Source organism: Vibrio sp. YT-19(2023) (genome assembly GCF_033337395.1).
In genome coordinates this window covers 1-26,098 of record NZ_JAWOQN010000049.1, presented here as the reverse complement: position 1 = coordinate 26,098, position 26,098 = coordinate 1, and the positions used below count along the sequence as shown (strand labels likewise).

General features: G+C 43.2%; 22 protein-coding genes. 10 read left to right on the top strand and 12 right to left on the bottom strand.

The genetic code is table 11. The annotated features are described in order from the left end of the window. The first annotated feature begins 312 nt into the window (after window positions 1-312). A complete protein-coding gene (locus tag R7E78_RS22565) occupies window positions 313-1,215 on the top strand; it encodes a LysR family transcriptional regulator (RefSeq protein WP_017633645.1) in 903 nt (300 codons plus the stop codon). Between the two features lie 382 nt (window positions 1,216-1,597). After that, window positions 1,598-3,304, top strand: a complete 1,707-nt coding sequence (gene dld / locus R7E78_RS22560) for a D-lactate dehydrogenase (RefSeq protein ID WP_065275338.1) — start codon at window positions 1,598-1,600, stop codon at window positions 3,302-3,304. Window positions 3,305-3,444: 140 nt separating this feature from the next. Here the strand turns inward: dld and R7E78_RS22555 are convergent, their stop codons facing one another. The 4 genes from R7E78_RS22555 to R7E78_RS22540 all read right to left on the bottom strand — a co-directional run bounded on the left by R7E78_RS22555 (window position 3,445) and on the right by R7E78_RS22540 (window position 7,855). Then, complete coding sequence (locus tag R7E78_RS22555) at window positions 3,445-3,753, bottom strand: AzlD family protein (RefSeq protein ID WP_017820198.1); 309 nt, start codon at window positions 3,751-3,753, stop codon at window positions 3,445-3,447. Further along, a complete protein-coding gene (locus R7E78_RS22550; protein ID WP_017820197.1) occupies window positions 3,750-4,481 on the bottom strand; it encodes an AzlC family ABC transporter permease in 732 nt (243 codons plus the stop codon). The genes R7E78_RS22555 and R7E78_RS22550 overlap by 4 nt, the downstream gene beginning before the upstream one ends. A gap of 311 nt (window positions 4,482-4,792) precedes the next feature. Beyond that, window positions 4,793-6,022 carry an alanine racemase gene (alr, locus tag R7E78_RS22545; protein WP_025767730.1) on the bottom strand — a complete coding sequence of 410 codons (1,230 nt, stop codon included), beginning with the start codon at window positions 6,020-6,022 and terminating at the stop codon, window positions 4,793-4,795. A gap of 201 nt (window positions 6,023-6,223) precedes the next feature. Continuing rightward, window positions 6,224-7,855, bottom strand: coding sequence for a methyl-accepting chemotaxis protein (locus tag R7E78_RS22540; RefSeq protein ID WP_318058263.1), 1,632 nt, complete (start codon window positions 7,853-7,855; stop codon window positions 6,224-6,226). A 1,038-nt stretch (window positions 7,856-8,893) separates the two neighbouring features. Here R7E78_RS22540 and R7E78_RS22535 point away from each other — a divergent pair. From R7E78_RS22535 to R7E78_RS22515, 5 genes are all read left to right on the top strand, one after another. Further along, the gene (locus R7E78_RS22535) at window positions 8,894-10,486 is read left to right on the top strand and encodes a hypothetical protein (protein WP_212734075.1); all 1,593 of its coding nucleotides are present in this window, start codon (window positions 8,894-8,896) and stop codon (window positions 10,484-10,486) included. Window positions 10,487-10,639: 153 nt separating this feature from the next. Beyond that, on the top strand, window positions 10,640-11,830 hold the full coding sequence (locus R7E78_RS22530) for a site-specific integrase (protein WP_169644543.1): 1,191 nt from the start codon (window positions 10,640-10,642) through the stop codon (window positions 11,828-11,830). Between the two features lie 79 nt (window positions 11,831-11,909). Beyond that, entirely contained in the window at window positions 11,910-12,299 is a 390-nt protein-coding gene (locus R7E78_RS22525) for a hypothetical protein (protein WP_169644541.1), read from the top strand. 29 nt (window positions 12,300-12,328) lie between these two features. Beyond that, entirely contained in the window at window positions 12,329-12,886 is a 558-nt protein-coding gene (locus R7E78_RS22520) for a hypothetical protein (RefSeq protein WP_169644539.1), read from the top strand. Between the two features lie 62 nt (window positions 12,887-12,948). Then, window positions 12,949-13,371: a DUF2787 family protein gene (locus R7E78_RS22515; RefSeq protein ID WP_169644537.1), complete on the top strand. Its 423-nt coding sequence runs from the start codon at window positions 12,949-12,951 to the stop codon at window positions 13,369-13,371. Window positions 13,372-14,172: 801 nt separating this feature from the next. Here the strand turns inward: R7E78_RS22515 and R7E78_RS22510 are convergent. Further along, window positions 14,173-15,054 carry a helix-turn-helix transcriptional regulator gene (locus tag R7E78_RS22510; protein ID WP_169644535.1) on the bottom strand — a complete coding sequence of 294 codons (882 nt, stop codon included), beginning with the start codon at window positions 15,052-15,054 and terminating at the stop codon, window positions 14,173-14,175. Window positions 15,055-15,321: 267 nt separating this feature from the next. On the opposite strand from R7E78_RS22510, the gene R7E78_RS22505 reads away from it, so the two are divergent. Together R7E78_RS22505 and R7E78_RS22500 are read left to right on the top strand one after the other, a co-directional pair. After that, window positions 15,322-15,579 (top strand): hypothetical protein, encoded by a 258-nt coding sequence (locus tag R7E78_RS22505; RefSeq protein WP_169644533.1) that lies wholly within the window; start codon window positions 15,322-15,324, stop codon window positions 15,577-15,579. 296 nt (window positions 15,580-15,875) lie between these two features. Beyond that, on the top strand, window positions 15,876-16,052 hold the full coding sequence (locus R7E78_RS22500) for a hypothetical protein (protein WP_019280745.1): 177 nt from the start codon (window positions 15,876-15,878) through the stop codon (window positions 16,050-16,052). A 345-nt stretch (window positions 16,053-16,397) separates the two neighbouring features. Here the strand turns inward: R7E78_RS22500 and R7E78_RS22495 are convergent, their stop codons facing one another. Both R7E78_RS22495 and R7E78_RS22490 read right to left on the bottom strand, forming a co-directional pair. Next, window positions 16,398-17,072, bottom strand: coding sequence for a hypothetical protein (locus tag R7E78_RS22495; RefSeq protein ID WP_025607861.1), 675 nt, complete (start codon window positions 17,070-17,072; stop codon window positions 16,398-16,400). Between the two features lie 545 nt (window positions 17,073-17,617). Then, on the bottom strand, window positions 17,618-18,337 hold the full coding sequence (locus R7E78_RS22490; RefSeq protein ID WP_225492308.1) for a DNA polymerase: 720 nt from the start codon (window positions 18,335-18,337) through the stop codon (window positions 17,618-17,620). Window positions 18,338-18,451: 114 nt separating this feature from the next. Here R7E78_RS22490 and R7E78_RS22485 point away from each other — a divergent pair, with 114 nt between their 5' ends. Continuing rightward, entirely contained in the window at window positions 18,452-19,477 is a 1,026-nt protein-coding gene (locus R7E78_RS22485; protein ID WP_169643906.1) for a hypothetical protein, read from the top strand. A 60-nt stretch (window positions 19,478-19,537) separates the two neighbouring features. Here R7E78_RS22485 and R7E78_RS22480 read toward each other — a convergent pair whose 3' ends face one another. From R7E78_RS22480 to R7E78_RS22460, 5 genes are all read right to left on the bottom strand, one after another. Beyond that, window positions 19,538-21,580, bottom strand: a complete 2,043-nt coding sequence (locus R7E78_RS22480) for a DNA polymerase (RefSeq protein WP_213965039.1) — start codon at window positions 21,578-21,580, stop codon at window positions 19,538-19,540. A 66-nt stretch (window positions 21,581-21,646) separates the two neighbouring features. After that, window positions 21,647-23,470 (bottom strand): helix-turn-helix transcriptional regulator, encoded by a 1,824-nt coding sequence (locus R7E78_RS22475; RefSeq protein WP_169643915.1) that lies wholly within the window; start codon window positions 23,468-23,470, stop codon window positions 21,647-21,649. A gap of 2 nt (window positions 23,471-23,472) precedes the next feature. Continuing rightward, window positions 23,473-24,129: a hypothetical protein gene (locus R7E78_RS22470; protein ID WP_169643909.1), complete on the bottom strand. Its 657-nt coding sequence runs from the start codon at window positions 24,127-24,129 to the stop codon at window positions 23,473-23,475. 129 nt (window positions 24,130-24,258) lie between these two features. Next, window positions 24,259-24,879, bottom strand: a complete 621-nt coding sequence (locus tag R7E78_RS22465) for a hypothetical protein (protein ID WP_169643911.1) — start codon at window positions 24,877-24,879, stop codon at window positions 24,259-24,261. A gap of 143 nt (window positions 24,880-25,022) precedes the next feature. Next, window positions 25,023-25,586, bottom strand: coding sequence for a hypothetical protein (locus R7E78_RS22460; protein WP_169643913.1), 564 nt, complete (start codon window positions 25,584-25,586; stop codon window positions 25,023-25,025). Window positions 25,587-26,098 lie beyond the last annotated feature (512 nt).

Below are 26,098 nucleotides of genomic sequence, written 5' to 3'. Positions count from 1 at the left end.
ACACTAGCTCAGTTGGTAGAGCGCAACCTTGCCAAGGTTGAGGTCACGAGTTCGAACCTCGTGTGTCGCTCCAAATTATTCAGATATGGCCATGGCGGTATCTCGATGCCAAGTGCATCAACTTAAAACCAGCGAAAGCTGGTTTTTTTGTATCTGAAGACTGATAAATTCACACCATCTCTTTTTCATTACCTGTGAGCTTAGCAACCCCATCTCTGTCACGAGTTTCTGATATTAAGTGTGACCCGATGTTTCGCACCTCAGCCAATTTCAGTTTACAATACGGGCTTCCAAAGGATTTGACGAAGACGCATGAGAAATACCGACGATTACATCATTTTTTATCACTTGATCGAGCAAGGTTCATTCAGTGCTGCCGCGAGACATATGTCACTGACCAAATCGGTCGTCAGTAAACGGATTGCCAAGCTTGAACAAGAGCTTGGTGTACAGCTTCTCTACCGAACAACGCGAACGCTAACGTTGACTGAAGCAGGACGAGCGTTTTTTACTCATGCAAAAGCGGTTTATCAAGCGGTGGCAACGGCGGAAGAATCCATTGTGGGTTTAGGTAAAAACTTATCTGGAAACATTAAAATTTCGGTGCCTACTATCTCTGGTGAATTAATTCTTCCTCAAGTGATTAATGAATTTAATCAGAAATACCCAGACATCAATATCGATATGGATCTAGATAATCGTTTCGTCGATATCGTGAATGAACGTTTTGATTTGGCAATTAGAACGGGTGTGTTGCCAGATTCTAGTCTGATTGCAAGAAAGCTGGTGGATGCAAATTGGATCATTTGCGCGTCACCCCAATACCTAGCTAAACATGGCATACCTAAACAACCTCAAGCCTTGGCTAAACACAATTGTTTGGTCTATTCCTACCAAGAAACCGGAGCGCATGAGTGGGCGTTTAAAGATGGAGACGAGGTATATCAAATCACCGTCGACGGTAACCTCTGTACTAACAATTCTTCTGTATTGAGAAATGTGGCGCTGTTAGGGCAGGGAATCATCTATGTGCCGCGTGTATTGGTTTATGAAGACTTAAAGCAAGGCAGTCTGATTCAGTTATTTAAAGACGAAACAGCCAAATGTTTGGGTATTTATGCGGTGTACCCTTACACTCGTCAGCAACCAGAAAAAATTAAGATCTTTATCGATCATCTATACACAAGCTTTCAAAGTCAAAACCATCGATTTTAAGCCAATAACTCAACACCGATCGTTATGTTGGTGTTGAGCTTATGTTTCCATCTTCATTTCTAAGAGTCCTCTTAAATTTAGGAGCTTACGCTTCTCCTCGTTTTCTTCACTAATATTGATAACAAGATACCCCGCACAACTGTTAACAAATGGTTTTGCTATTGTTTCTTTTAAGAAACGGTCTGTTTCTTACGTTAAATTTCTCAAATGTGAAAGATAAGTAACAGAAAAATAAAGAATTATTTTGTTTGTTGTTTATTGATTACGTATTGTTCGTCCGCCTGACATAGACGCAGAGAAATGGACTGCTTATAGTGGCTCAAACGCCATGCCTGCCGCTAAGCGGTGTTGTGAGCGAAGTACAATAACTAGAGATACGGATATGAAACAAAAGCAGCTGATTGAAGAATTTAAAACCATCGTGGGGGAAGAAAATGTTCTAACCGACGAGGTTAAAACGAAATATTACCGCTCGGGGTTTCGTTCGGGTAGTGGTAATGCGCTTGCTATCGTGTTTCCTAACACTCTTCTAGAACAATGGAAGATTATTAAACAGTGTGTTGAAGCAAACTGCATCATTATCATGCAGGCGGCTAAAACAGGTTTAACAGAGGGCTCAGCTCCGAGTGGTAATGATTATGATCGCGATGTGGTTGTGATCAATATTACCAAAATCAAGAAGATTCACTTATTAGATGGTGGTAAGCAGGCGGTTTGCTTGCCTGGTGCGAGCTTACACTCTTTGGAGAAAGAGTTGAAGGCAGTGAACCGAGCACCGCATTCTATCATCGGCTCTTCATCGCTAGGTGCCACTGTGGTCGGTGGTATCGCCAATAACTCAGGCGGTGCGCTAGTTAAGCGTGGTCCTGCTTATACGGAACTGGCGATCTACGCGCAGGTCGATAAGCAAGGCCAGTTACATTTGGTGAACCACCTTGGTATTGAAGGATTAGGTGAAACGCCAGAAGAAATTCTAACAAACCTGCAAGAAGGGAACTTTGACCCAGCGAAGATCATTCATGATGAGCGAATGGCATCAGACAGAGAATACGATGAACGTGTTCGAGACGTGACTTCTGACATTCCTTCTCGCTTTAATGCCGATGAACGCCGATTATTTGAAGCCAGTGGCTGTGCTGGCAAGTTGGGTGTTTTTGCCGTTCGGGTTGACAGCTACCCAGTACCCGAAAAAGAGCAGGTTTTTTACCTTGGCACCAATGACCCTGCGAAACTAACGAAGTTGCGAAAAGACTTCTTATCTACGTTTGATAACTTGCCTGAGATGGGAGAATACTTGCATCGAGATATCTTCAACATGGCAGAGAAGTACGGCAAGGATGTGTTCTTATCCATCGACTTGTTAGGCACAGATAAGCTGCCAAAAATGTTCGCACTTAAAGCTAAGGTAGAAAACTTCTTAGAGCGCATCCCGTTTGTCAGTAAATATCTGCCAGACACCATTCTGTACTACGCGAGCAAGTTGTTCCCACAACATTTACCAGAGCGAATGCTGGATTTCCGTGACAAGTATGAGCATCACCTGGTATTGAAAATGAGTGATGGTGGTATTGCTGAAGCACAAAAATACCTCAAAGAAGTTTGGGCTGTTGAAGACGACTGTGATTTCTTCGAGTGTACGCCGGAAGAGGGTAAAAAAGCTTATTTACATCGCTTTGCAGCAGCAGGTGCAGCAATTCGTTACGAGACGATTCACCGAAAAGACGTAGAAGACATCGTTGCACTTGATATCGCTTTGCGACGTAATGATGAAGAGTGGCTAGAAACTTTGCCTGAAGAGGTAAGTAAGAACCTTGTTCAAGCGCTCTATTATGGTCACTTTATGTGTTACGTCTTCCATCAAGATTACATTTTCAAAAAAGGGACTGACACGAAGTTGATGAAAAAGCTGATGCTTGAGCACCTCAATAGCCGTGGTGCCAAATACCCAGCAGAACATAACGTGGGTCACTTGTATGAAGCCGAAAACTCGTTGCAGAAGTTTTACCACGAATTAGACCCAACCAATACCTTTAACCCTGGTATTGGTAAAATGGACAAATATAAGCGCAATTGTAACTGCTGTGCGTAATGTGCTGTCTCACCATGATTAATAATCGTTGTTCATCGTTAAAATGATGAGCATAAGATAAGCCCTGATGACACTTGTGACATCAGGGCTTTGTGTTTTGGGTCTTTTATTGATGACTGGTATCGGCTTTGAAACAACGACTAAAGAGCACGTACTGCAGCGGCGGCGATGATGCCTGCTGCGATTGCGGGTAGAGGCTTTTTCACGATGAACATGACAACGGCAGTAGAAAACAGTGCTGCTCTAGCACCGTTATCACCCTCTACTGCTAGCGGAGCTAAAAGGGCAACCAATACGGAGCCTGACATCGCAGTAATGAAACGTTGAACCCGTTCGCTAATTGGAATGAATGACATAACATACACTCCGCCCCAGCGGGTTATGAGCGTGACTAACGCCATAGCGATAATGATAAGCAGTGTGCCACCTAAGGTTGTTTCGATGTTCATGCTTTCTTCTCCTTCCAACAAGCACCCAAGACTCCGCCAGTAATGGCGCCAACCACTACGTGGCTATTCTCTGGCAAATACCAATACGCCAACATAGAAGAGGCTGCTGCTATGGCCCAAATAGCAAAGATTCTTAAGTCTTTCGGCCCGGCCACCACCATAGACAGCAGGAAGCATCCCATAACCATATCGAGCCCTAGGCCCACCGGATCTTTGATTGCGCTACCAAAATAAATGCCGATCCAGGTGCCCACAATCCAAAAAGACCACATCGCTAAGCCGCCACCAACAAGCAAGCCAAAGCCTGGTTCTTTTCTACCAAATGCATTGAGTGCCATTGCCCAGTTAGCGTCTGATGCTACCAGCATTACACCGTAACGTTTTGTTGGTGGGAGTTGTCGTAACCATGGATAAAGTGTAGCTCCCATCAAGAGGTGACGAGCATTAATAGCAAATACAGTAATAAGAACTGGAATGAGAGGGACTTCTGCTCCCCACATTTCTAACGTGGCAAATTGTGAAGCACCGGCGAAGACCAGTGTGCTCATCAACATAGTGGGAAATACATCTAGTCCAGTCTGTACCGCAGCAACACCGAAAGCGAGGCCAAATATGACCACGAACATAGAGAGGGGTAAAAGTTGGGTGAAGCCGTTCCAGACGTCAAGCCGATTAAATTCGTGCAACTCAGTGGAGGAGCGTTGAAGATGTTGAGTATTTTCTGTCATAGAGATACCTAGCTAGCAGGCAAAGGGGCAGTGCCATACGAGTGTGTTTGTTATTCTTTTGTAAACTTCATGTTTAACATCAATTGGAGGGGCTTTCAAACTCTAAGTGCTATATAAAATTGAGCCATCCAAGCGGCTTTAAGAAACAGAGTGTAGAGAGTCGCGCTTGGTAGTGCTAAAGGAGAATAAAACAACAGAAATAGTAAGCTCTGTTTAATTGATAACATCACGAGCTAGTACAGATTAGTAAATAAGAAAGAAAGCGAGCACGAGGCTCGCTTTTTCGCTCTGTTACGAATAACTGAATAGGTTTATTTTACGTAGACACGAGGGTTCGCGCTTCCCCAAACCGTGTATAGTTCAGGGAAGATGACTTCTGCGTGTTTTTCCATCTCAGCAGCTGAAATCGTTTTGCCTTGTTGGGAGCCAAACAAAACAACTTCAGAACCAGGCTCAACATCTTTGATACCTGTAACATCTACCATAGTAGTGTTCATTGAAGCAACGCCCGCAACTTTTGCACGTTGGCCATTGATCAGAACTTCTGCCGTATTCCCCATTTTTCGTGGATAACCATCAGAGTAACCAACAGGAATGTTCGCCATTAAGCTTTCTTTGCTTGTTGTGTAGCTGCTGTCGTAACCGACTGTGCTATTTTTTGGCAGGTGGTGAACGGATGCCACGCGTGTTTTGAAAGACACGATAGAAGGGTACTCAGGGTTAGTTGGTAAGTCTCCGTATAAAACGCCACCAGGACGAACCATATCAAGCTGCGCCTCAGGAACATTAAGCGCGGTGTAAGAGTTTGCTACGTGCAGTAAAATGTTGTCGCGTTTTAGATTCGCTTCTTTAATCAGCCATGCAGAACTGTCTTTGAATGAAGCTAACTTTTGGCGCACGTCGTCTGCATTGTAGTTAGGGAAATGAGTCATGATACCAACAATATTTACGCCAGCTTGTTGAGCGATTTTTAGCGCTTCTTTCTTGCCTGCTTCTGTCGTCATATCAACACCATTACGTCCCATACCACCGTCGTTCAGAGCAAGGTGAACTTTGATTTCTTTACCAGCTTTCTCGGCTAGTTTAGACAGTGCTTTAGCTTGCTCTGCTGTGCCTATCAACTCTTCGACATTTAGGTTGATTGCGGCTTCAATCTCGCCAATATCCGCTGAGCGTACACGCATAAGTTGGCCTTTAAAGCCACTGTCGCGAACAGTTTGTGCTTCGGCGTTACTTGCAACGGCAACGCAAGGAATTTGTTGCTCGATAATAGTCGGCATCAGGCCTGCGATACCATTGCCGTATGCGTCGGCTTTCATCACGGCACAAATTTTCGTTTTGCCATCCATGTGCGATTTAAACTGCTCAATATTATCGCGGAACTGACCTAAGTTTATTTCTAGCCAAGCGTTAGCACCTTGAACTTGCTCTGCTTTTGCTGCTGTATTGCTAATTTGAAGAGGAGCAGCAGTAGCTTGCATTACAGGAACCGCGATTGCAGCAGCGATAGTCAGTGATAGTAAGGTTTTATTTAAGCGCATAAAGTCTCCGTACGCGTTTTTTGTATTGGTTATGTTATTGAGTACTTGGGGAAAGTACCTGACGAAGTAAAACGCTCCAAGTGGTGCTTTGGAGCGTTTATTAAGATGGTGATTTAATATATACCTAAATATACCTCAGTGATGACATTCAATTTAAGCAAATCGGGATTGATTTGATATCTACTAAGGTACCCACTGAGTTTAACTCAGTTTAAAGCGGCTCATTACATCTTTAAGAGAAATGGATAGCTGGCTTAGTTCGCGGCACGCCTGTGCGGTTTGCTCCGAGCCTTGCGAGACCTCTTGAGATGCTAAATGTATGTTTTCAATGCTGCGGTTAAGCTCTTCCGCAACAGAGTCTTGCTGGTTACAAGCCGTGGCGATTTGGGTACCCATGTCTGAGATGTCCGAAATCGAATGCTCAATGTCGCTCATCAGCTGTTTTGATTGAATGCCTTGTTCTGCACATTCTGAGATACTGGTTCTAGAAAGTTCAGTGGCTGATTTTGCGTCTTTTGCAAGTGATTGTAGCTGCTCAATGATCGAAGTGATTTCACTCGTTGAATCTTGCGTACGGCCAGCAAGAGTTCGAACTTCGTCTGCAACGACGGCAAAGCCACGACCAGACTCACCAGCACGCGCCGCTTCAATGGCTGCATTAAGTGCAAGTAGGTTGGTTTGATCGGCGATGTCGCGGATAACATCCACGATCACGTTAATTTTATTCGATTGCTGTTCAAGCTCTGCTACGGTATCGCCTGCAGCGCCAATTACGTTTGAAACTTCTTGAATCGCGTCAACCATACCTTGGGTTTCACGAACACCGTGTTGTGTGCGGCGGTTTGCTTCGTTAGCTTGGTTCGCTGAGTCTTCAGTGTTACGAGCAACATCGGTTACGGCCGCTTTCATTTCTGTCATTGCTGTTGCGATGTGCGTAATTTGCAGCTGTTGATCTTTCATACCAGACGCAGAAATATCGGAGATTTGGTTCATCTCTTCGACAGCGCTGCTTAACTGAGTAACTGCAGCAATCACATTATCGATAACTTGGCGTAAGTCATCTTGCATCTTAGTGGTCGCGTCTGCCAGTTCACCAAGCTCATCATTGCCGATTGCTTTACGGTCAATGTCACTTGATAGATCACCTGTCGCGATGGCATTTGCTTGCTCAACAACAAGTTTAAGTGGGCCACAAATTAGCCGAGTCAGCACGTATGTCATGCCTACCATGATCAGTAGAATAATCACGTTACTTGCAATTGAAGAATTACTCAATCCATTTACAGAGGACAGGATATGAGTTTTGTTGCTGTCCATAGCTTCTTTAAGGAGACGGATTAGTTCGCCTAACTCTGAGTCAACCGCTTCGAAAGCAGACAAAGAGTTCGCCAAAATAGGGTGGGCCTTGCTTTTGTCGTTAGCTAGCATCGCTTCATTGTACTGGTCCATAGTATCCAAGTACTTTTTCCACTGACGCATAAGACGCTGGTAAGTTTGCTGCTCTTCGCCAGGCCAGATAGTTTCACCGTAAGCGTTGAGCTCTCTAGTGATCTTTTCGCGTTCTCTAATATTGTTAGAAATTTTAGTTTTGACTTGGTCTGCGTCTTCATAAGTGTACGCAGCAAATTGAGCTCGGCGCCAGCGAGACAAGTGGTCTCGAATCGAATCGACCCTTTCCATTGCAGGAAGCGTATCATCGGTATAGTTTAAAAGTTCAGATTTGATGCTTTTGAGCTCTGTAGATAAAAACACGCCAAATGCAATGTTGACGATGGCAATGAGTAAAAACGATAGCGATATCTTTTTCGCTATAGAAAGATTCTTGATAGACATTAGTGATATACCTTGTTTTTCTTATGTTGTGTCGCCAAAGTAAACCACATCCTTATATGTGATATATGTCCATTAAATTACTGCAACTCGTGTAACGTACCATTATTTATTGATATTTTCGATAATGAATTGAGCTTTGTTTGAAAATAAAAAAAGTCAATGATTTTATAAAGGTACGACCACATTCGATATAAAGTTATCGGTAACAAAATATGATGTTCTGTACGCAGTCGTGCCAAGAGTAGGGAATCAAATTGTTACAGATGTTACAGCGGTGAAAAGATCAGCGTTCATAACGTGATAGTCGCGTGTTTACCTCGAAGCAGTTACGGGCACTAGTATGCGTATGACTTAATAGACAATGAAAGGGAACGGGTGCTTATTGGTCTAATTGAATGCCAAATATACTAGGCAGATCGCTTTTTAAGCACTTAAATCAAAAAGATAAAATTTATTGTTGACCAGATAAATTAATCCGTTAAAGTACGCCTCGTTCTCACGGCAAAGGTCGCTGAGACAGATGGTGTCTAACCCATCGCATGATTGCGTTGCCCTGGTGGTGGAATTGGTAGACACAAGGGATTTAAAAATCCTAGAAAAATTGCGGTGTCGTAATCAGTAAAAATCATATCAAGCCGGCTTAATGCTGGTTTTTTTGTACCTGAAATTCAGGGTAAGCCTTCTCCTCAAACCTACCTCCTGTCTATCTCCTGTTCTCTGTGCAGATTTCCTGTGCGATTAAAGTGTCAAGAATCTCCTGTGCTGATGAACTGTGCGTGATTTACGTGCCAATATAGCCAAGGCTGAATTGCTGTGGGTCTCTTGTCTGTGTCCGGTCTGGTGGGGCGTGATGAAGCGGACGCGAAACCTAATAAAAGTTTTTACTTAAGGGTTAGTGTCCACTTTATAGAAAATTAACTAGTAATCATCCCGGCCCAAACGTTATCAGTTCACAATTTTTGGCAAGTATGCGCATGCTGGAATATCTTTCTTATGCAGCGTGTTGATATGATTGTGTGCTAAAGATCAGCTTGAAATATGTCTATCGAAAACCTGTTTGTTGAAGACATTCAAGATTCATATTTGGAAAAGGGCGAGTTAATGAGTAAAGTATCATTGTTTTTTGGTGCTGGTGCCGAAATTGGCTATGGTTTACCGTCAGGAGGGAAATTTGCCCTCGACATATTTAGAATGGATGTTGCTGAAGACAAAAAACGGTTAAGAGAAGCAAGGGAAAAAGTCAATAAACGCTCAAATTATGCCAAGAATTGGCTACCACAAGACTATGAGAAGAAGCCCATATCATCATTTGGTAGAACTCAATATGAAAGCTTGGTTAAAAGTAGTTTAGAGTACAAACGTTTTGATATTATTAGATATCTATCAGAATTTGACTCTAGAGTCTCAGAATTAGCCCGTAAGTTTGATGAAACATTTGATAGAAACATACGCGAAGCTTTTGAAAGGGTTTTGGGTATATCATTTGGTTCAGAAACATTTAGCCATGAAATTAGAATTTCTGGTATTTTGGGAGATTATAATCAACTGTTCTCAAGCGACTTTTTCTCGAGTTACTTGAAAGCACTTGAGCTCCCATCCACGGATGAAAACTTCTTTATAAGAAAAAGGTGCCGTGACTTTTGTCGTTCTGTCCTTGAGCTGCTTATAGGGGCTTGTGGCGAAGAATTAGTGCATAATTTAAATGATGGCATTTTTGAAAAGAAACCTGATGAGATTGACATATTTGATGATCTCGGGGCTATTTTTTCTTTAGATTATAGAGGGGCAGGTTTGACAGGCCTCGAAGTTATCTTAGATGGCGAGCCAATTGCAATAACAGCTGATACAAGTGATGAACACCTTATATGTGCATTTGCCCTAGAAATTCTTGAAGATATCTTTGCTGCTTCACTAGACTATCAATCACTGATTGATTCTAACTGGCGCTATCTTTATAGCCCAAAAACAGATTGGGCCAAATTTTGCAAGATAAATATATTTTTGAATACGGCTCAACGATATATATCATCTATAGCTGATAAATTCCATGAGAAAATAATAAGTGGTGATGGTTACTATCATGATATTCTAAATATTAAAGAAGAGCATGAAATTAAGGCTATTGGTACAACGAACTATAACAACTTTATCGGAACAATATCAGATGAAGATGTTTATTATTTGAATGGTTCAGTTGATGACTGCTATGATCCTTACCTAAATACTATTGTATCTAAAGAAATCTCAGCCGATAGTCAGCATTTTACAGTTCCATTTTTATTTACTCAAAGTGGGATTAAACCTCTCACATCAATTAAAATGTCTGAACGTTATGTGAAATTATACAATAACCTAAAGGAGTCTGATGTAGTCGCAGTTATAGGCTATGGTTTTAATGTGGATGACGGGCATATTAATGGCCTATTCCGTTCTTGTATAGAAGATGATGGAAAGGAACTAGTTATTTTTCACTACACAAATGACTTTGGTGCAGAATCTGATTTAAAGCTTAAAGAGTATTATCAAGAAAGATTGAGGTTGAAAGACCATTCAGGAATTACCGTTATTAAAGTAGGGAATGACCGGAAAACACCTGAAGGTAGTTTTTGGTACGATACGTTGAGAGAGTAAAACAGTTGAACTTTCTTTGTCAGTAACCTGGAATAGATGTGAAGCCTGACTTGTCTGTATTACATTAGGCTTCGTGTCCGACTTTCTTCCGGATTAGTACAAAAATTAGACATATATTCTTATTGAGTAAGCCAGTAAAGAGGTTCACTTAATATGGAGAAACGTTTTAAATTCACTACGGCTAAGATCACTAGCTTACCTTCCAATGATCCTAATTCTCGGTCCACTGAAGCAGAGTATTCCTGTTCCGAATTATCGGGCTTCAAGGTTCTGGTTGGTAAAAATGGGCGAAAGAAGTGGTTGGTTCGATATACTTTGAATGGTAAAAAAGGCTCTTTATCTCTTGGTACGTTTCCAGAAGTTTCCTTGGCGGATGCAAGGAAGCAAGCGCAACGTATTAAGCTAATGGTTGCTGAAGGAATAGATCCAAAAAACTCAACCGTCAAACCAGACATACCTACTGTATCTGAATACTTCAACAATCACTTCATTAAAATTTCTAAGTCACGCAAGAAAAGCTGGCGTCATGATATAGCAAGATTTAACCACTGTGTTGATATTTGGGATATCAGTTATGACCAGCTTAAAGTTTCACACATACAGTCCATGGTTGCAGGATTGATGGATAAGGTTCATTTACGTGGTAAGAAGCTAAGTCGTTCAACAATTAACCGTGTGTTATGTTTGCTCAAGCTAATGGGCCGCATGATAGAAGAAGAGTACTCCATTCCCAACGTTGCGGCTCGTGTTAAGTTGTTTCCAGAAACAGGAGCTAGGGAGCGATGGCTATCGCCTCAGGAGATAAAACGGATTTTCGAAGAGCTAAGAAAACCGGATTATTGTCCTATTCGTAGCCGGTTTATTATTCTGCTTTTCATGCTGGGATGCAGAGAACGCAGTCTCAGGGCTGCTCGTTGGCCAAATATTGACCTTGAAAATGGTGTGATGCGTATACCAAGGGAAGACTCAAAGAATGGGTTTCAACACCAGATCCAGCTTACACCCCAGGCGATTCAAGAGTTTCGTTTTTTGCTAAGGCTCAAGAAGAAGGGGAACCCATATGTATTTCCAGGGCAAAAAGAAAAGTCACACATCAGCCAACCTCGACATTTGTTCAACAAGATCAAAAAAGAATTGATGCTTAAAGAACCCGATCAGATCGTTTTTCATACAGCACGTCACTCTTATGCATCATCACTTATATCTGCAGGCGTTGATGTTGGTGTGCTAAAGCAACTTCTCGGCCATAAGTCCATTAGTAGCACAATGCGTTATGCGAGAGCTGGGAATGAGTCTCTTCGTCAATCTTCGCAAGTTCTAATCCAATTAATCGACGAAGCCTAATCGCTTCGATATTAAATCAACATATCAAGCCCGAACTCAACGAATGAGTTCGGGCTTTCTTATATATGGAGTTTTGAAAATGAAAATAATCACACAATTCAATGAGCTTGACTCTCTACCATTATCGAAAGAGACGATAGCAGCTTTACGACACCACATGACTGAACCATTCGAATTTGATGATGTAATTACTGCTGAATTCTGGCAAGAGGTTAGCACTAGCCTGATATTAATCGAAGAGTCAGATACGGATGAATCCATTAATCAGCAACCAGAGAGTGTTCAGCATCTTATTCGTTTTGTACAAAACTACCCCGAAACGGTTTACCTTATTAACAGTACTGACACGGATTTTATCATTGCCCTTGCCATCATCACATCAGCAGGGGGCGGCGTTTATTTAGTTAGTCCGACATCAAATACGTCTCACCCTGTACAGGTTTTGTTACCGCACGCAGAGTCGCTATAACTCAAGCCAAACAATAAGGATAAATATCTATGTCCCGCAAAACCGCCAGTAATAAAAATAAAGCCGATAGCGAGGTAGAAGTTATGGAAGAAAACTTACAGACAGGAATGGAACCGGAGAAAGTACAAGAGACACAAGACCAAGGTAATCAGGAAGCAATAGAGTGTGAGAATACTGCCACTTTGCTATCAGGGAAAGCTAAAAAGCTTAGTCCAAAGAGCGAGAGTTACATTTATTTCGACTTGGTCAAAACAATAGAAGATGAAGAACTGCATCTAAAGCTAACGGGCAATGATAGTGGGGGCTTATTTACCAAAGAACTCATTTCAATAAGAAAATTGATAAATATTCTTAAGGAGTACAAAGATAAATCATTTAAAAGTACAGTGTTAAAACCAGCAATAATCGGCGGAAGTGCTAATAATCCCTCGTTTACAGCTAGTGCACTGAGATCTGATACGATTGGACTAATAAAGGCTGCGCCGAATAGTCTGTTTCTTCACGTTCTGTCGACAAATTTTGATGAACGTCGTGATCAACTGCTCGCATTAGTTGACGCTGACACCTCCACCGAAACTACCGCATAAACCCCTTTCATACTGCGCACTAATCAAGAGCGCAATCCTCGAAAAATCAAAGAGAAATTATTATGAAACTGACCTATGGCGAAAAGCTAGGGCTACCTGTGTCTGATGCTTTTAAACAACTAATTAATGAAGAAGTCAGTAAACATCAAATCAACAATGACGTTACCGCAATTACGCTTAATTACCGTGATAGTTTATATACACCCGAAGATGGAGGATTTCACCCAGTAGAGCTACGTTTTGAGAAAAAAGATAACTGCTGGCATCTGGCTTACCTGACTGACTTTTCCTATGCTGGCCTTTACTCTGAACTTGAGAAAGAAATTGATTTCGATGTGACTCACGATGTCGCTTTCATCCGGTTCATGGGCGAAGTACCACTAAGCAGGCCAGATGTGCAGGACTTCTTTAAAACTTACCAGGCTAACTTTATCAGCTATGTAGCAATGGAAGCTTACGATGACGTTAAGCTAACTGTGGACTGAAGGAACGACCAGACCGGGACAAGAAATGAACAGGAGAAATTTTCACGTTGCTCTGGTCTGTACATTGGACAAGCCATCATGCCAGTGAAAACAAGGTGCGATGGCTTTTGCCTTTTCATTACTGGTCACCGAGCCAAGGGATTAGAAAATCCTTGAACTTCAAAGCCAAAGGAGGAGATCTGAATGACCTTGTGTCAAATCAGTAGTTGGAACTGTCAGGGAAAATTCCCGAGAAAGTTAGCGTTCGACTCATGGCTACATGTAAAAGCAAGGGCTGAAAACAGGTGCGTTGTGTTTGTGGAAGGTCAAAGCGGCCACGGAGCCTAAATCACATTGTTATAAGGTGAACTGGCCGGTTGATGGGGGACGGATTAGTAATCGGCTATTCCGGCCCCATTACTATTACTGGCAATGAGGAAGGGTAATGGATCGCCAAACGGACAATTTTCGTTAAACGTGATGCACTCTAACGATAGCCAGAGGTGATTGAATCTGTAATTTCAATAGCTATATATTATTAACAATTCGGCCCCTAGCGGGTTATTTATTAGTTTATTAGGATGTACTAAAAAATAGCAACGTTTTAAGTTTTCCCTTATTCGGTATCAGTCTACGATTCCATCAAGTCAAGGGCTTTGTATGCGGAGCATGGAAAGACAAGAAAATGGCTCATACTGGAATGTTCAAGGCTAGGGCCGAGGAGTTGGGTAACTCGCGGCTTGATTATGTAGCGGGGTGTCTACGACGGAGATGTCAGCCAACACCAAGATTTAGACGGTGATTGACTAGGAACTGTGGCTTTTACATGACGGTGTTCAGGTAGATCTGAAGTTCTTGCTTCAACTGGTACCGCAACCAGTCGGGTGACAATACCTCTGCATCAGGAAGCCACGCCTTTAGCTGACGAAGCAAGTGTGGAATGTTATTGGTTTGGTTACAGGCTAATACGTCTCCGGAATCCAGTACTTTCAACATTCGAAAATCATGGTCGGTGCTTTCATTGAAGAAGGCATCGGCAATTCGTCCCCGAATCTGTATAACCACGTCAACAGGAGTTATTAACTCAACATCTGATCGCCAACCAGTGATGCTCTGCTCGACGTTAGTATCGGGAGAGTATTTGTCCTCATATCGGACTAACTCGGAAATTCTGGCAACTCTGAGTAAATCTAGGCGGTTTCTGTGTGCTCCGGCGAGATACCAGAGTCCTCTATCGTTCACCAACCGGTATGGGTGGAACTGATCATAGGCCTGTCCATCGCAGACAAAGCTGATTACGTGCCGTAGTTGAACCGATTCGATAAGTTTCTGGAACATAGAAGCGTTTTCGCTGATGTCTTCAATCCGTGGGTTCTTGAATAGAAACGGCGTCGTCGGTTTGTTGTTAAGCACTCCGTTACTCAGGTAGTGCTTGCCTGAAAACAGGGTGTCGAGTCCCATGTTGGCAAGTAATGTTGATATTTCGTGGTTAGTCTGCTTACCCAAGACTTTTGGATCAAGAAAATAACATGCACCTTCGCGTTGAATAGGGAGGTAATTTAATCGCTCATTGAAATCCCTCTGCAGGGTTCTTTCACTCACACCGAACTCTCGCCTCAATTCTTCCAGATATAGCCGTTCTCCCGTATTCAAACGGGTCAAAATAATACCAAGTCTTTTCGCTAGGGTGTCGTGTTCTTTCATGCTACGCATTTTAGATAGACCACTCGTCAGGGCATGTCGTGCTTTGAGAGAATCCGATTATTTCTAGCTAAACTTCATAAGGTTACTGATATTGCTATAGCTTTTATTGGTCGCCACAGCGTATGTCTGACAAGGCATATATAACTTGAGTGAAATTGATTCACTCGTCTCGACACTACCTGTCGATCACCCTCTTTAAACTATTAACCATTCTCGCTTTCGGTGCCTTTACCGATGGCGTCATGACGTATTCAAGGAAACAACACAATGAAAAAATCAATCATCCTGCTAGGTCTAACGTGTCTATTCGCTACCACATCATCATTCGCTGGCGGTACGCTCGGCGGTAATCCGGCTGACATTTCGAAGATAGAAAAATCCTGGAATGGGAAAGCAGGTAAACAAGTTTACTCTCAGTCTGGCCCACGTATTGAGTGGTATGCCGATGCCTGTGGAACCATGAATGGCAAAGTCATGGATGTGGCGAAATGCGGTCTAGATACCCCTAAAGGTAAAGCACAATAAGTTTCGTTGCGGAGCTTGGCTCAAGGTACATCGGTTTCGAATTGGACTCTCTAGGCCGAGGTATCAATGAGCTTCGCAACACCCCATTACTTCATCCAATAAACAATAAGGAGTCTTTATATGACGATTAAATCAATCACAACCCTAGTAACAACCTGTCCGGCATGCGGTGAGCGTGCTTATGATGATGGTAGCTGTCAGGTGTGTGGTCACTCTCACTAAGCAGTGTTACAAAAAATTAGAGGACCATGTTCTTTACTGAGCATGGTCCTTTTTCATATATAAAAGAGGCAAACATGCAAAGCAGAACCTTTTCACAATCGTCATCCCAATCCAAAAAGAACACAGGTATTCGTGCAGCGAAAATAGGTGCAGCTCTCGGAGCTAGGTACTATGGGGCCTACGGTGCTTTAGCTGGTGGAGTTGCTGGGTTTTTGATCGGTATTGTCGCCGACGAGGTTATAGATGATTGACTGAGCGCCAGAAGAGCAGGGGAGAACCCTCTGCTTTTTTTTGTTAAGGGGCAATGAGGCTCACAAAAGTGGACGTGTTTCCTTAGTAAATGACTCATTAAGGAATGTCGTCCACTTTCGTTCACGCAGTGATTACACTTGATTTTTGAGTTCTGAGTGTCTCCAAATTATTTTTGGACAGAAGTTACTTAGAGTTTCTACTTAAAGTAGCAAAACACGAATAACTTCAAGTATGGAAAATTCACTTAAGTTCAGTGTCCACTCTGACTGGAGCAGATCAAATTGAAGATATATCTGAGTCTGTACAACCATTCCCAAAAACTATACCTCTTCGTGGGCTAATATTTAGTTTGGAAAGTTTCTGATAAGCCGATATGTAATTTTGGTATTGTCGGCTTCCAAAACATCAATCACAGCGCCCTTATAACCAATTTGATTCGACTCACTTAGGTCATACTCTGCTTCATTATTAAAAGCTGGTCTTGCCATGTCATTGGAAAACTCACGGTAACTAATATTGATTTTATTTCCTACCTTACCGCTGTATATCAAAGTCTGTTGGAAACTGTCTTGGAACTGGGACATTTTCTTAGTGATAGTAAACTTACCATAAGCATCATCTACACAAGACTTCGCACCAAAGATGGTTACAAAACAAACTTCATTTTGTTGATTATTTTCTACGGCAATGCCCTGTATAGGGTCCGCTAATGCCGCTTTAATAACGCCAACAGGAGAGAAAAACTGTTGCTTGTTATCGTATCCGAGTTGATTGTAGTCACCCTGAGGTATGTCATACGCCAAACTTTTAATCATGCTTGATACGCGTAATACGCTCATTTCAGCCATTGTGCCTTTGCTAACCAAATGGTCTCCGACATAAGCTGTTTTAACTTCACCAACAGATGGATAGTCAACTTTAGTGACCGAGTTCGCTGGCGAACCATTGTATTGAACAGATGTACAGCCACCCAACGCAGCTAACGACAACCCTACTAAAAGTAATTTATTATTAAACATATAGTTCCTTTATTTTTAGCCCCATTGAACGGCATATAGTATACACACTTGATTGCATTTTAAAATAAACGTTATTCTTGAGGATAAAGTTAATCGCGGTATAACTTTTTGTATGGTGATACAAATATTCTGCTTTATTTCTCTGAAACTCGAACATTATTTCTCCACTATAGAATGCTTTTAACTCTTTTAGCAGCTTTTCATACTCCTATCATGCAGCCTTTCCAATCATAGTTCATTTGATAATCAATAGGTTAACGAGAGTTGTTGGATCTTAGATTACAAAATGACGCATAATTTTTAAATTGCTTACTTCGACGCGCCCTCGGAAAACTTTGGGTAAGGGGAACTTTCATCCAAGAGAAATTAATTAGCTTCAGTGATAACAAGAAAAGGGGGCATAAGTGTGCTAGGGAATTGGTACCACTAAGAGAGCTATCCAATCAACTAAGTATCGATTTGCCCACTAATCACTATTTGAGAAACAGAAAAAGTGGACACAAAACCTTAATACTAAATCCATTAGGCCTTGCGTCCAGTTCTGGTCATTTAGCTAGCCACACATCAAGTGTGTTCGGATCACCATCTTTGGTCCAACAATCTGGTTGGCTTATGTTGATATCGGCTCTTATCTTCAACTGAGGGTACATCTCCTGCACTACTTGGGTCATGATCTGTGCAGTTAACTCGCTGACTGCGCTTAGGTGTTTTTTCGGTGCTTCGAAAACAAAGGCATCGTGCATCGCAACGATCAATTTGGCGTCGTAACCTTTATACAATTGATGAAGTCGATTTCCGGCTGCTTTGAACAGTGCCGCAGCTGTACCTTGCACTGGCATGTTCACCATCCAGTTTTTCTCAGTATGGCCGCGCTTAGCGTCCAATTGGCGGTATCGGTGCAATCCCGTTGCAGTGCTTACATGGCCTCGCAGAGCGCCATACTGGGGCATTCTCTCAATGGCTTTTTGTAGTTCGGGAAACATCGATAGAAACTTATTCATCAGTTCCGAGGCCTTGTTGACACTGATATTGAGTTTTTTCGCTATTCCAATGCTGGTGATACCGTAAATTAGGCCAAGTGTGCATTGCTTCATGATGGATCGTTTCTCAGAATATTTTTCTTTGAAGGCCGACGAATCGCAGCTGCGGCATTCTGATTCTAACTCATCACAAAAGAACTCTTGCGCCATGGCTGTGTATAGATCGCCTTGGTTATACATCTTGACTAAGTTTGAGCCGCCATACACGCCAGCAGCAATCGCCACGGAGTTGGAGATACCACGTGGTTAAGAGTCTTTTAAAGTCATGTAATAGGATTGGTGGTCATTCCCAATTGCTGTACTATGCGCCTTTGATTTGGCTGGGAAAAGAGAGGGGCAATGGGTTACATAATCAGTAGCAGCGATCCAGATATTATTACTATGAAAAAGTTGTACGGAGATGATCTGGACGTATTCCATCCAAAACATAAAAGAACACACTTACCTGGAACAGAAGCGTACGGCTGGTCTCAGTTAGATCTGTTTTATGGATCCTTGATGAAGCTTTATCTTCGCCACTGTACTGAGCATTGCAAATTTTTGCTGAATGTGAGTGAGAGAAACTTCTCGATCGTGATGAATGTTCTTCCGAGACTTGTTGAGCATAGCCAGCAAGATGAGCGGCTGTATGAGCTGATAGGCAAAGCGTTGCGAAGCATCGATACCTTGGTATCAGATATGGTATCCAGTATTGAGTTTTCAGAAATAATGGCGCTTATTGACGAAGATGAACCGACAAAGCCATTTGTGCCGCCATATGAGCTTGCTTTAGAGAGAAGCAAAGAAAGTTGGTTTCAATTGACGCAGTACTGTGTTGATAAAGGGACCGTATCGGAGGTGACAAAAGATCTTACGTCAGATACGAAAATCCGAGGGCACCATGTTTTTGCAGTACTGGCGCTCAACTTGACTCACTTCCTGAAAGAGCATGAATCGTTATGGACCTTAAATCAAGCTAAGCGCTTGCTCCCTCTGATTTACTCTTTGATAGAGAAAGCTGAAGAAGAGCAAGTGCAGGAAAGATCAACGAAGAAGAAAAGACAGGTAAAGTGTCCCGATCTTTTCTTAGCTAACCAGCTTGGTAAGGCTGGGCGTAAAAAGAAGGCAGAGAGCACGACAGACAAACAAGACATGGAAAAAGTCTACCTGTCTCAGGAAACAGTTAAGCTGGTGTTCTTAAAAGGCTGGCTCTACCACATGACCAACGATGAAAAAGAGTATGCGCAAACACAGTTAGTGTATGAAATCATCGATAAATTTAATTTGTCAGATGGTCAGGGTGATAAATCAAAATCGGTAAATCGTTGGCTCAGCAAGATCAAAAAGCCAGGTGAATTACTAAAATATTACGCGGGTTCTGAATAGTCGTAATCAGATGCTAAAGGCTGATTGTGGGGGTAGCATTGCTAACCCCTCCATATACTGTTAACGCTCTGCAATCCAACGTTCAACACTGCCTGCATCCCCATCTTTAGTCCAGCAATGAGTGGCAGAGTCATTCAGGTCGATGCGTGGCTTGAGTTCAGGGAAGAATTCAACCACAGTCTGAATCATCACGTCGATTGTCAATCGTCCAACCTCTGGCATCTTGTCTAATGGGGCTTCGAAGATAAAGGCATCATGCATAGCCAAGATCAGCTTAGCACCATAGGGCTTGTAAAGTTGGTAGAGTCGATTCCCCGCGATCTTAAACAGAGCGGCAGCTGTTCCTTGAACAGGCATATTCACCATCCAGTTTGTCTCGTGGCGGCTTAGTGCACCGCTATTAGAACGGTGGCGATGTAATCCGGTACTGGTGCTCACACAACCCCGATATGCTGCTTGTTGTGGCGCGGTTTCCATCATGTGTTTCAGGGTAGGAAACATAGCTAGGAACCGATTCATCAACTGTTTGGCTTCGAGTTCTGATATCTCAAGACGGCTACCCAGTCCGAAGGGGGATAGGCCGTACAGAATACCGAGTACACATGTTTTCATGATATCCCGCTTGTCTTTGTGCTTATGCTTGAAAGTGTCGGAATCGCATTGCCGATCTTCGTCATCCAGGTCGTTGGCATAGAACTCCTGAGCCATGACTGTGTAGATATCCCCCGCGTTGAACTTAGCAATCAGATTCTTATCGCTGTAGACCGCAGCTGTGATGCCGACTTCAATCTGGGAATAGTCCGCTTCACCGATTCCATTTCCTGTCTTCGGGATGATGAGTGGGCGCATTGCGCCAGGTAGTCCGAGCAGGTTCGGGCTGGCACAAGATTGTCTCCCGGTTACGACTTCCAGCTGTTTGTGCTCTGGGTGCACGCGACTATCGGAACCGATAATAGTAGGCCGAAGCAGTATATCTCTCTCAATGGCTTGAACCTTGCTAAATTCAGCCAGTAGGCCGATAGCAGGGTGGATATGGGCCAGATCTTTCAATAGTTGTAACTTGAAGCTGTATTTGCCGCCCTTGTTAAAATGATCGAGTAAGTTGAGTTGACGGAAAAACGTTTCTTTTTGTTGGTGACTATTGGGATTGTCTAACCCCATTTGTGCCAGCTGACTTCTGAGCGCTTCCAGCTTAGGCGTACTGGCATTGAGCACAGCGTTGCATTTTTCCCGATCAACACTCACCCCATGCCACTCCATGGCTGCATTGGTGATGGTCCAGGGCATCTCCACCGTGATAAGGTGGTGGTAACTTCCCTGGAGGGTTAACTGCTGCATCTGAGAAAGGTAAAGCTTTGCTGCAACAATAGCGTCTTCAGCTGCATAGTGGATCTGCTCGCTGGTAAATTCTCCACTGTCATAGTCAATAAAGGAGTGCTGCAAGTCTGATTTCACCAAATTGAATCGGTGGTGAATATCATAGCGGCTCGCCACGGTATTCAATGCATAACGGATCCGATTGTTTTCAGCGTGCTCTGCTCTGGCGCAAATCTCTGCGTTCTCTGAATCAAATACCTGATCATTGTCAAACACATGCAGGCCCAGATATCGTGCTCTCTCGGCGATACAGGTGTCCCAGATAGTGCGAGGCTCAGTCAGACCCAGTTGCCAGAGACAATGTAACTCGGCTTTGGCATGGTGGGCGATATAGGTCGTGGGTAGATCAAGTAATGGCTGAAGTCGTTTCGTATCTTTGAGTTTAGTTAAATCAATAACATAATTGTGAAGATGCAACTGATTGCCTGTGTTGGTCATCAAAGTAACAGCCATCAATAGGGGTTGAATACTTCGGATATCCTGTTTTTGCTTGTTACCTCGAAGTGGGATTGCGAGGCGGCTGAACTTAAACTCAAAGTCTAGTGACACGCCGGTCAATGGCAACTGATGAGCTAGATGTATCAGATCTTCCAAGTCTTCTTGGGTTCCAATGTACGTCACCGCCGCTGAATCTAGTGGTGGCAGCATTGGCAATATAATAGCACTTTTCTTTGGCTCGAATTCGGCTTCGTTAAATCGTTTTGCTAGTGCGGGCAATAAATTCATAATCAATATTCTCTCTTGGAAACGTAGGGCCTCCGGGTGGCCAGCAACCCTATAAAAATGGTTTTATTAGGACTTTTGGCCACTCCAGTAGCGACGGACGGTGCGAACGCCTATACCCAACTGCTCAGCAACTTGCTTTTGTGTTAAGCTTTGTTGTTTAAGTTGCTGTATTTCTTGCTTTTTAGTACCAGTTGTTCGTGCGCGCTGACTATCAATGCCGAAGTGCTCGCGTATTTCTGCCAGATTGTTGAACTCAGCATCGTACTGATAGTTAGGGTGCGGATTGTTCTGGAAAGTAATAACCTCACATGGCGATGTGAAAGGACGCACTCGGCCTACAGCCTGTATCACGGTGCCCATTTCTAGGGTCTGCAACATCGGGTCAGTCAGTTGAGCTACATCGGTATATCGGTACTTATTGTCAGCAATGCGGGCATGACGGCGGCGAGGGTTCGGCAGTACTTTGATTTCCATTTCCAGCTGCTCATCACTGGCTCGCATGTCTTGTAGGGCATTCGCTAATATGGTTTTGGTAACGTAGTAGCTATTCAGACAGTAAGCACAGTCGAATTGCTCGAACTGGTTAATGCCAATTACACCGTAGTGGATGACTGGTATCTGAGTGATGGTGCCATTGGAATCGTATTCTTCGCCATCGACGATTTGAACATCATCTATACTACGGACGGTTAGCATCTCATTCAGCGTATCAATGCAATATTGCTTATGCTTTTTCTTTGAGATCAGCAGCACTCGTTTACCTTCCCGGATGCGCTTGAGAGTTAACTCAAGAAAAAAGTCCAATATCTGTGGGGAGTTCTTCAGGAAATGACCAGATGTACCCAGAGAAGAGGCAATATTCAGCCACTGAGTACCATCGCCTTTAAAGGCTGTGTCCTGATAGAAATTGTGAAAATTAAGCCCCAGCTTATGGTTCAGCAATGTTTCATGAGTCGTGCCGCTGTAGAGTAGAACATCGCAGTCCGCCGCAAGTGGTGTTGCAGAAAAGCGTATATCACCGAACTCGGTTTTCTCGCGTGAATCTAAAGGCGAATTCATCAGTGCTTGCAGGTCAAAGTGAATGTTGCGGAATTCTCCCGGCCAGTGGCGCTCCCCAATAGTAACCAGCTCTCGGATTTCCGTCGGATAGATCGAGGGCATAGACCATACGTCAGGCTCTCTCAGGTCATCTGTTGCTGCATTGAGTAGGCTTTGCAAGGCAAACACGCTGGCGGCCTTGCGCTTCTGAGAGATGTCTGATTCGCACAAACAGAAGATTAGGTTCGCTATTTCTTCTTGCGTGATAGTGCGGCTATATGGTGTTAGCGATACCGTCGCTTCATCAAAAATAACCAGTACATTCTGAGCTTCACACTTAGCTTTCATTCGAGCAATAAAATTCAAGTCATTTGTCAAATGGGCTTGGGTAGCGAAGAGCACTTGGGTGCCGCGCAAAACATCACCAAATTGATCTTTCCAGTGGCATTTCTCTTGATTAGGACATAAGGCGCAAATAGTGCGTTTACCAAGTATAGAAAGGCCACGCTGTTCATAGTCCGCCCAGTCAGCATTGCGCTGCTTACCGCACAGCTCTTTAGGACGCGGGCGGAGATTAGTGATTTTGATATTTTCAGGCGGGAACTGGATATAGTCGCGCTCATTGATGATAGCGCGAGTGGGGGCCAGCACGATGATCAAATCATACTGACCTGATTCTATGCCATATTCTATCACTTGATCCATATTGGTAGATTTACCCACACCTACCGCCCAGTTAATCAGCAGGTGAGGGTGCTTCTTAAGAAGTGACAGGACATAGAGACCATTATTTTCTTTTCTGAAACCAGCAAGCGCCATAGCGCTGCTGATTTGATTCAGAGACGAGTTCATTGTTAAGCCGCCGTGTAGCCATAACATTGAAGCATCACTTGGATACTCGGTATTGCTGCCAGCTCTTCGCTAGAACACTTCTGGAACACGTCGCTCAGTTTAAACTCCCCGTTAGCGTAGGCATTATTAAAAACTTCGATCTCTGACTGGCCCAGATCGATGTTCTCAGGTATCGGTTTTAAATCCACGGTATAGCTGTTACGGTGACGACTCATGAGTATCATCATTGGCTCTACAGCATCAAAAACTGGCAGGATTTGCGGCAGAGCTGCTTTGGGATGGGTAGCATCGGTGATTGCCAGAATCTCAACTTGACGAGAGCTGAAGTTAAATACAGGTAGCAGTAGGCGGTTGTATGCTTTGTTGCCAGCACGACATAGCGGGCAACCATTACCGTTACACAGGATGTAGCCTTTCTTCTCTGGCGTATCAATCCAGTGAATATTCACATCTTCATGCTCAACGGAAAAAGCCATGAAGGGAGTTGCGCTTTCGCCCACTCTTGCTTGTTCAAGTACGGTTTGGCTTGGCACGGTATTAGCGGCGGCACGATCTTTAAGTGTCTGGAGTTTCTTTTGTGTATCGTTTAATGATGCTTCCGGAGAAAGGGCACCAGATACGACAGTTGTGACAGCATTAGTTTGGATATTAGTGTTCATATTGAATCCTTCTAAACATAAAAATTTGTTGAATGGGGGCCTCTCTGGGGCCACCCGTAGAATGTAAATGGAATTGTGATTTCGTCCTATCAGAGTGTGTCTCACCCATTCCCACTGAGTGCTAATTCATTAAGCTTCAGCTGGTTGTGTAATCTTTGAGTGGTGTTGCTGACTGTAGTCGAGGTCATGTCGTACAGCGGTTACAATGTCAAAATGCAGTCCAAGGAGACGAGAAACCTCGGTTTGTTGGAGCTCTTCTTCATCCATGAACTCACCCCAGTAAGGCACGGTGATTTGATGTAATAGGCTTCCAAAGATGGCAAGCGTGCCTTCGACGGAATAGGACTTGCTTTCAATCAAATGTGAGAGAAAGTCGTATAGGAACTGCGGATATCCAGGCATTTGATAATCATAAGATGACCAGAACTCTTTATCTTCAAAGTGGATGCCTGCAAACTCTGAGTGCGCGTCGAGTTCTTCTGGAACTTCGAAATAGATGAGAAACTCACTGTCGATGAAATGATTTATGCGACGAGCGTTTTCTTCCTGATCATTCGTGAAAACATCTGAATTGTGACAAATACTAAAGGCACCTGGACCAATATTTTCTGCCCCGATAGATATTCGGTTTTTATTTGGGTTAATGCCCAGGTCTTCATTCGAGTAGAACGGGTCGGTGATAAGACCTAAATATGCCTCAACATAGGCTGTCAGTGGCTTCGGAATAATAGCTTGTACTGAATTGTTCATAATAAATCTCCGTGTTGTATTGGCCGCTTAATAACTTAAGCGGTGATTTCAGGGTGCAAGAGGCCGTCACCGATATTTCACGGCTAGTTGCTTAATTAATATGTGTTTATTTTTCGTGCGGTCTGAATAAACAGACTTAAGTGTTAGTCGCTTTGGTGTTGAAGTCTTACATCGTGGGCAATAGCTCTTTCGACATCAAAGTGGTCGCCCATCGTTCCGGCTAGTCCGGTATGAAATAACTCCTCTTGGTGGAATGTGATTGCACTGGTAATCGCACCAAATATTTCCAGCATAATGTCCAACGGAAGCGAAAGGTTGGAGCGAAGGTACTCATAAGCTTGGTACATCTGCAGAGGCAGTCCTTTGTTATTGTCAAAGTCGTACACGGCTTCAAATTCCGCAGGTTCTACACCCTCGAAGGTTACTTTAGTTGTCAGTATGTGGGTATTACCTACTAGATGTTCAGATTCTGTTCTGAAGTGATCGGTCAGTCTTAAGAAACGTTCGTGGTCATACTCTCCGTTAGTACAGATCAGCGACTCAGAGTTGTTAAAGGCCATGATCAGGCCGCCAAATTCAGAGTCTCCGTATGCGACCAGTTCTACAGTTTCATCTTGCTCGTTAACCAGAGAGTTTTCGTTACCAACCAGTAGGTTAGTCAGAATCTTAATATCTTTTTGGATGGAAGCTGGGATTCTGTTTTCCATGGTTTAGTCCTTATCAAATGTTTCAATATGTGAGCGAACTGCTCAGTCAGGAAGGATTATGTAGTCAGAGCCCAAAATAGGACAGGAAATAGAATCTCACGGATTCCCATAGAGTGGGTCTTGGGGCTATCTGGTTGATTTGTAATGTTATTTACGTAGCGTTTATGTCAGGTGGCGGGGACGTAAATACAGTAAAGTGGCCACGAAGCCTTTAAAAATAATATGTTAAAGGGTTGGTGGCCACTTGGTGAGTTCGAGGTCTGTGATCTGGCCTAGAAATCTGTTGTTGAATATGCGCTATGTTGTATTTATATCAAAATAACAAGCAATCAATAGGCTGGGTAAATGGAACAAATCTCAATAATTCACGTGGCTATCGCTGGTGCTGTCATCGTGGTGATACTTGCGCTTGTCAGTAGCAGAAAAGTAACACGAGGCTTTGTTGCTTAATTCGATGAGAAGACATGGTAGCCCCATGTTGTTCAGTTCTTAAACAACATACTGAGTTTCAG

Coding starts and splice junctions, on each gene's coding strand:
- R7E78_RS22565 (WP_017633645.1), top strand. CDS start 313: ATGAGAAATACCGACGATTACATCATTTTTTATCACTTGATCGAGCAA.
- dld (WP_065275338.1), top strand. CDS start 1,598: ATGAAACAAAAGCAGCTGATTGAAGAATTTAAAACCATCGTGGGGGAA.
- R7E78_RS22555 (WP_017820198.1), bottom strand. CDS start 3,753: ATGAACATCGAAACAACCTTAGGTGGCACACTGCTTATCATTATCGCT.
- R7E78_RS22550 (WP_017820197.1), bottom strand. CDS start 4,481: ATGACAGAAAATACTCAACATCTTCAACGCTCCTCCACTGAGTTGCAC.
- alr (WP_025767730.1), bottom strand. CDS start 6,022: ATGCGCTTAAATAAAACCTTACTATCACTGACTATCGCTGCTGCAATC.
- R7E78_RS22540 (WP_318058263.1), bottom strand. CDS start 7,855: ATGTCTATCAAGAATCTTTCTATAGCGAAAAAGATATCGCTATCGTTT.
- R7E78_RS22535 (WP_212734075.1), top strand. CDS start 8,894: ATGTCTATCGAAAACCTGTTTGTTGAAGACATTCAAGATTCATATTTG.
- R7E78_RS22530 (WP_169644543.1), top strand. CDS start 10,640: ATGGAGAAACGTTTTAAATTCACTACGGCTAAGATCACTAGCTTACCT.
- R7E78_RS22525 (WP_169644541.1), top strand. CDS start 11,910: ATGAAAATAATCACACAATTCAATGAGCTTGACTCTCTACCATTATCG.
- R7E78_RS22520 (WP_169644539.1), top strand. CDS start 12,329: ATGTCCCGCAAAACCGCCAGTAATAAAAATAAAGCCGATAGCGAGGTA.
- R7E78_RS22515 (WP_169644537.1), top strand. CDS start 12,949: ATGAAACTGACCTATGGCGAAAAGCTAGGGCTACCTGTGTCTGATGCT.
- R7E78_RS22510 (WP_169644535.1), bottom strand. CDS start 15,054: ATGAAAGAACACGACACCCTAGCGAAAAGACTTGGTATTATTTTGACC.
- R7E78_RS22505 (WP_169644533.1), top strand. CDS start 15,322: ATGAAAAAATCAATCATCCTGCTAGGTCTAACGTGTCTATTCGCTACC.
- R7E78_RS22500 (WP_019280745.1), top strand. CDS start 15,876: ATGCAAAGCAGAACCTTTTCACAATCGTCATCCCAATCCAAAAAGAAC.
- R7E78_RS22495 (WP_025607861.1), bottom strand. CDS start 17,072: ATGTTTAATAATAAATTACTTTTAGTAGGGTTGTCGTTAGCTGCGTTG.
- R7E78_RS22485 (WP_169643906.1), top strand. CDS start 18,452: ATGGGTTACATAATCAGTAGCAGCGATCCAGATATTATTACTATGAAA.
- R7E78_RS22480 (WP_213965039.1), bottom strand. CDS start 21,580: ATGAATTTATTGCCCGCACTAGCAAAACGATTTAACGAAGCCGAATTC.
- R7E78_RS22475 (WP_169643915.1), bottom strand. CDS start 23,470: ATGAACTCGTCTCTGAATCAAATCAGCAGCGCTATGGCGCTTGCTGGT.
- R7E78_RS22470 (WP_169643909.1), bottom strand. CDS start 24,129: ATGAACACTAATATCCAAACTAATGCTGTCACAACTGTCGTATCTGGT.
- R7E78_RS22465 (WP_169643911.1), bottom strand. CDS start 24,879: ATGAACAATTCAGTACAAGCTATTATTCCGAAGCCACTGACAGCCTAT.
- R7E78_RS22460 (WP_169643913.1), bottom strand. CDS start 25,586: ATGGAAAACAGAATCCCAGCTTCCATCCAAAAAGATATTAAGATTCTG.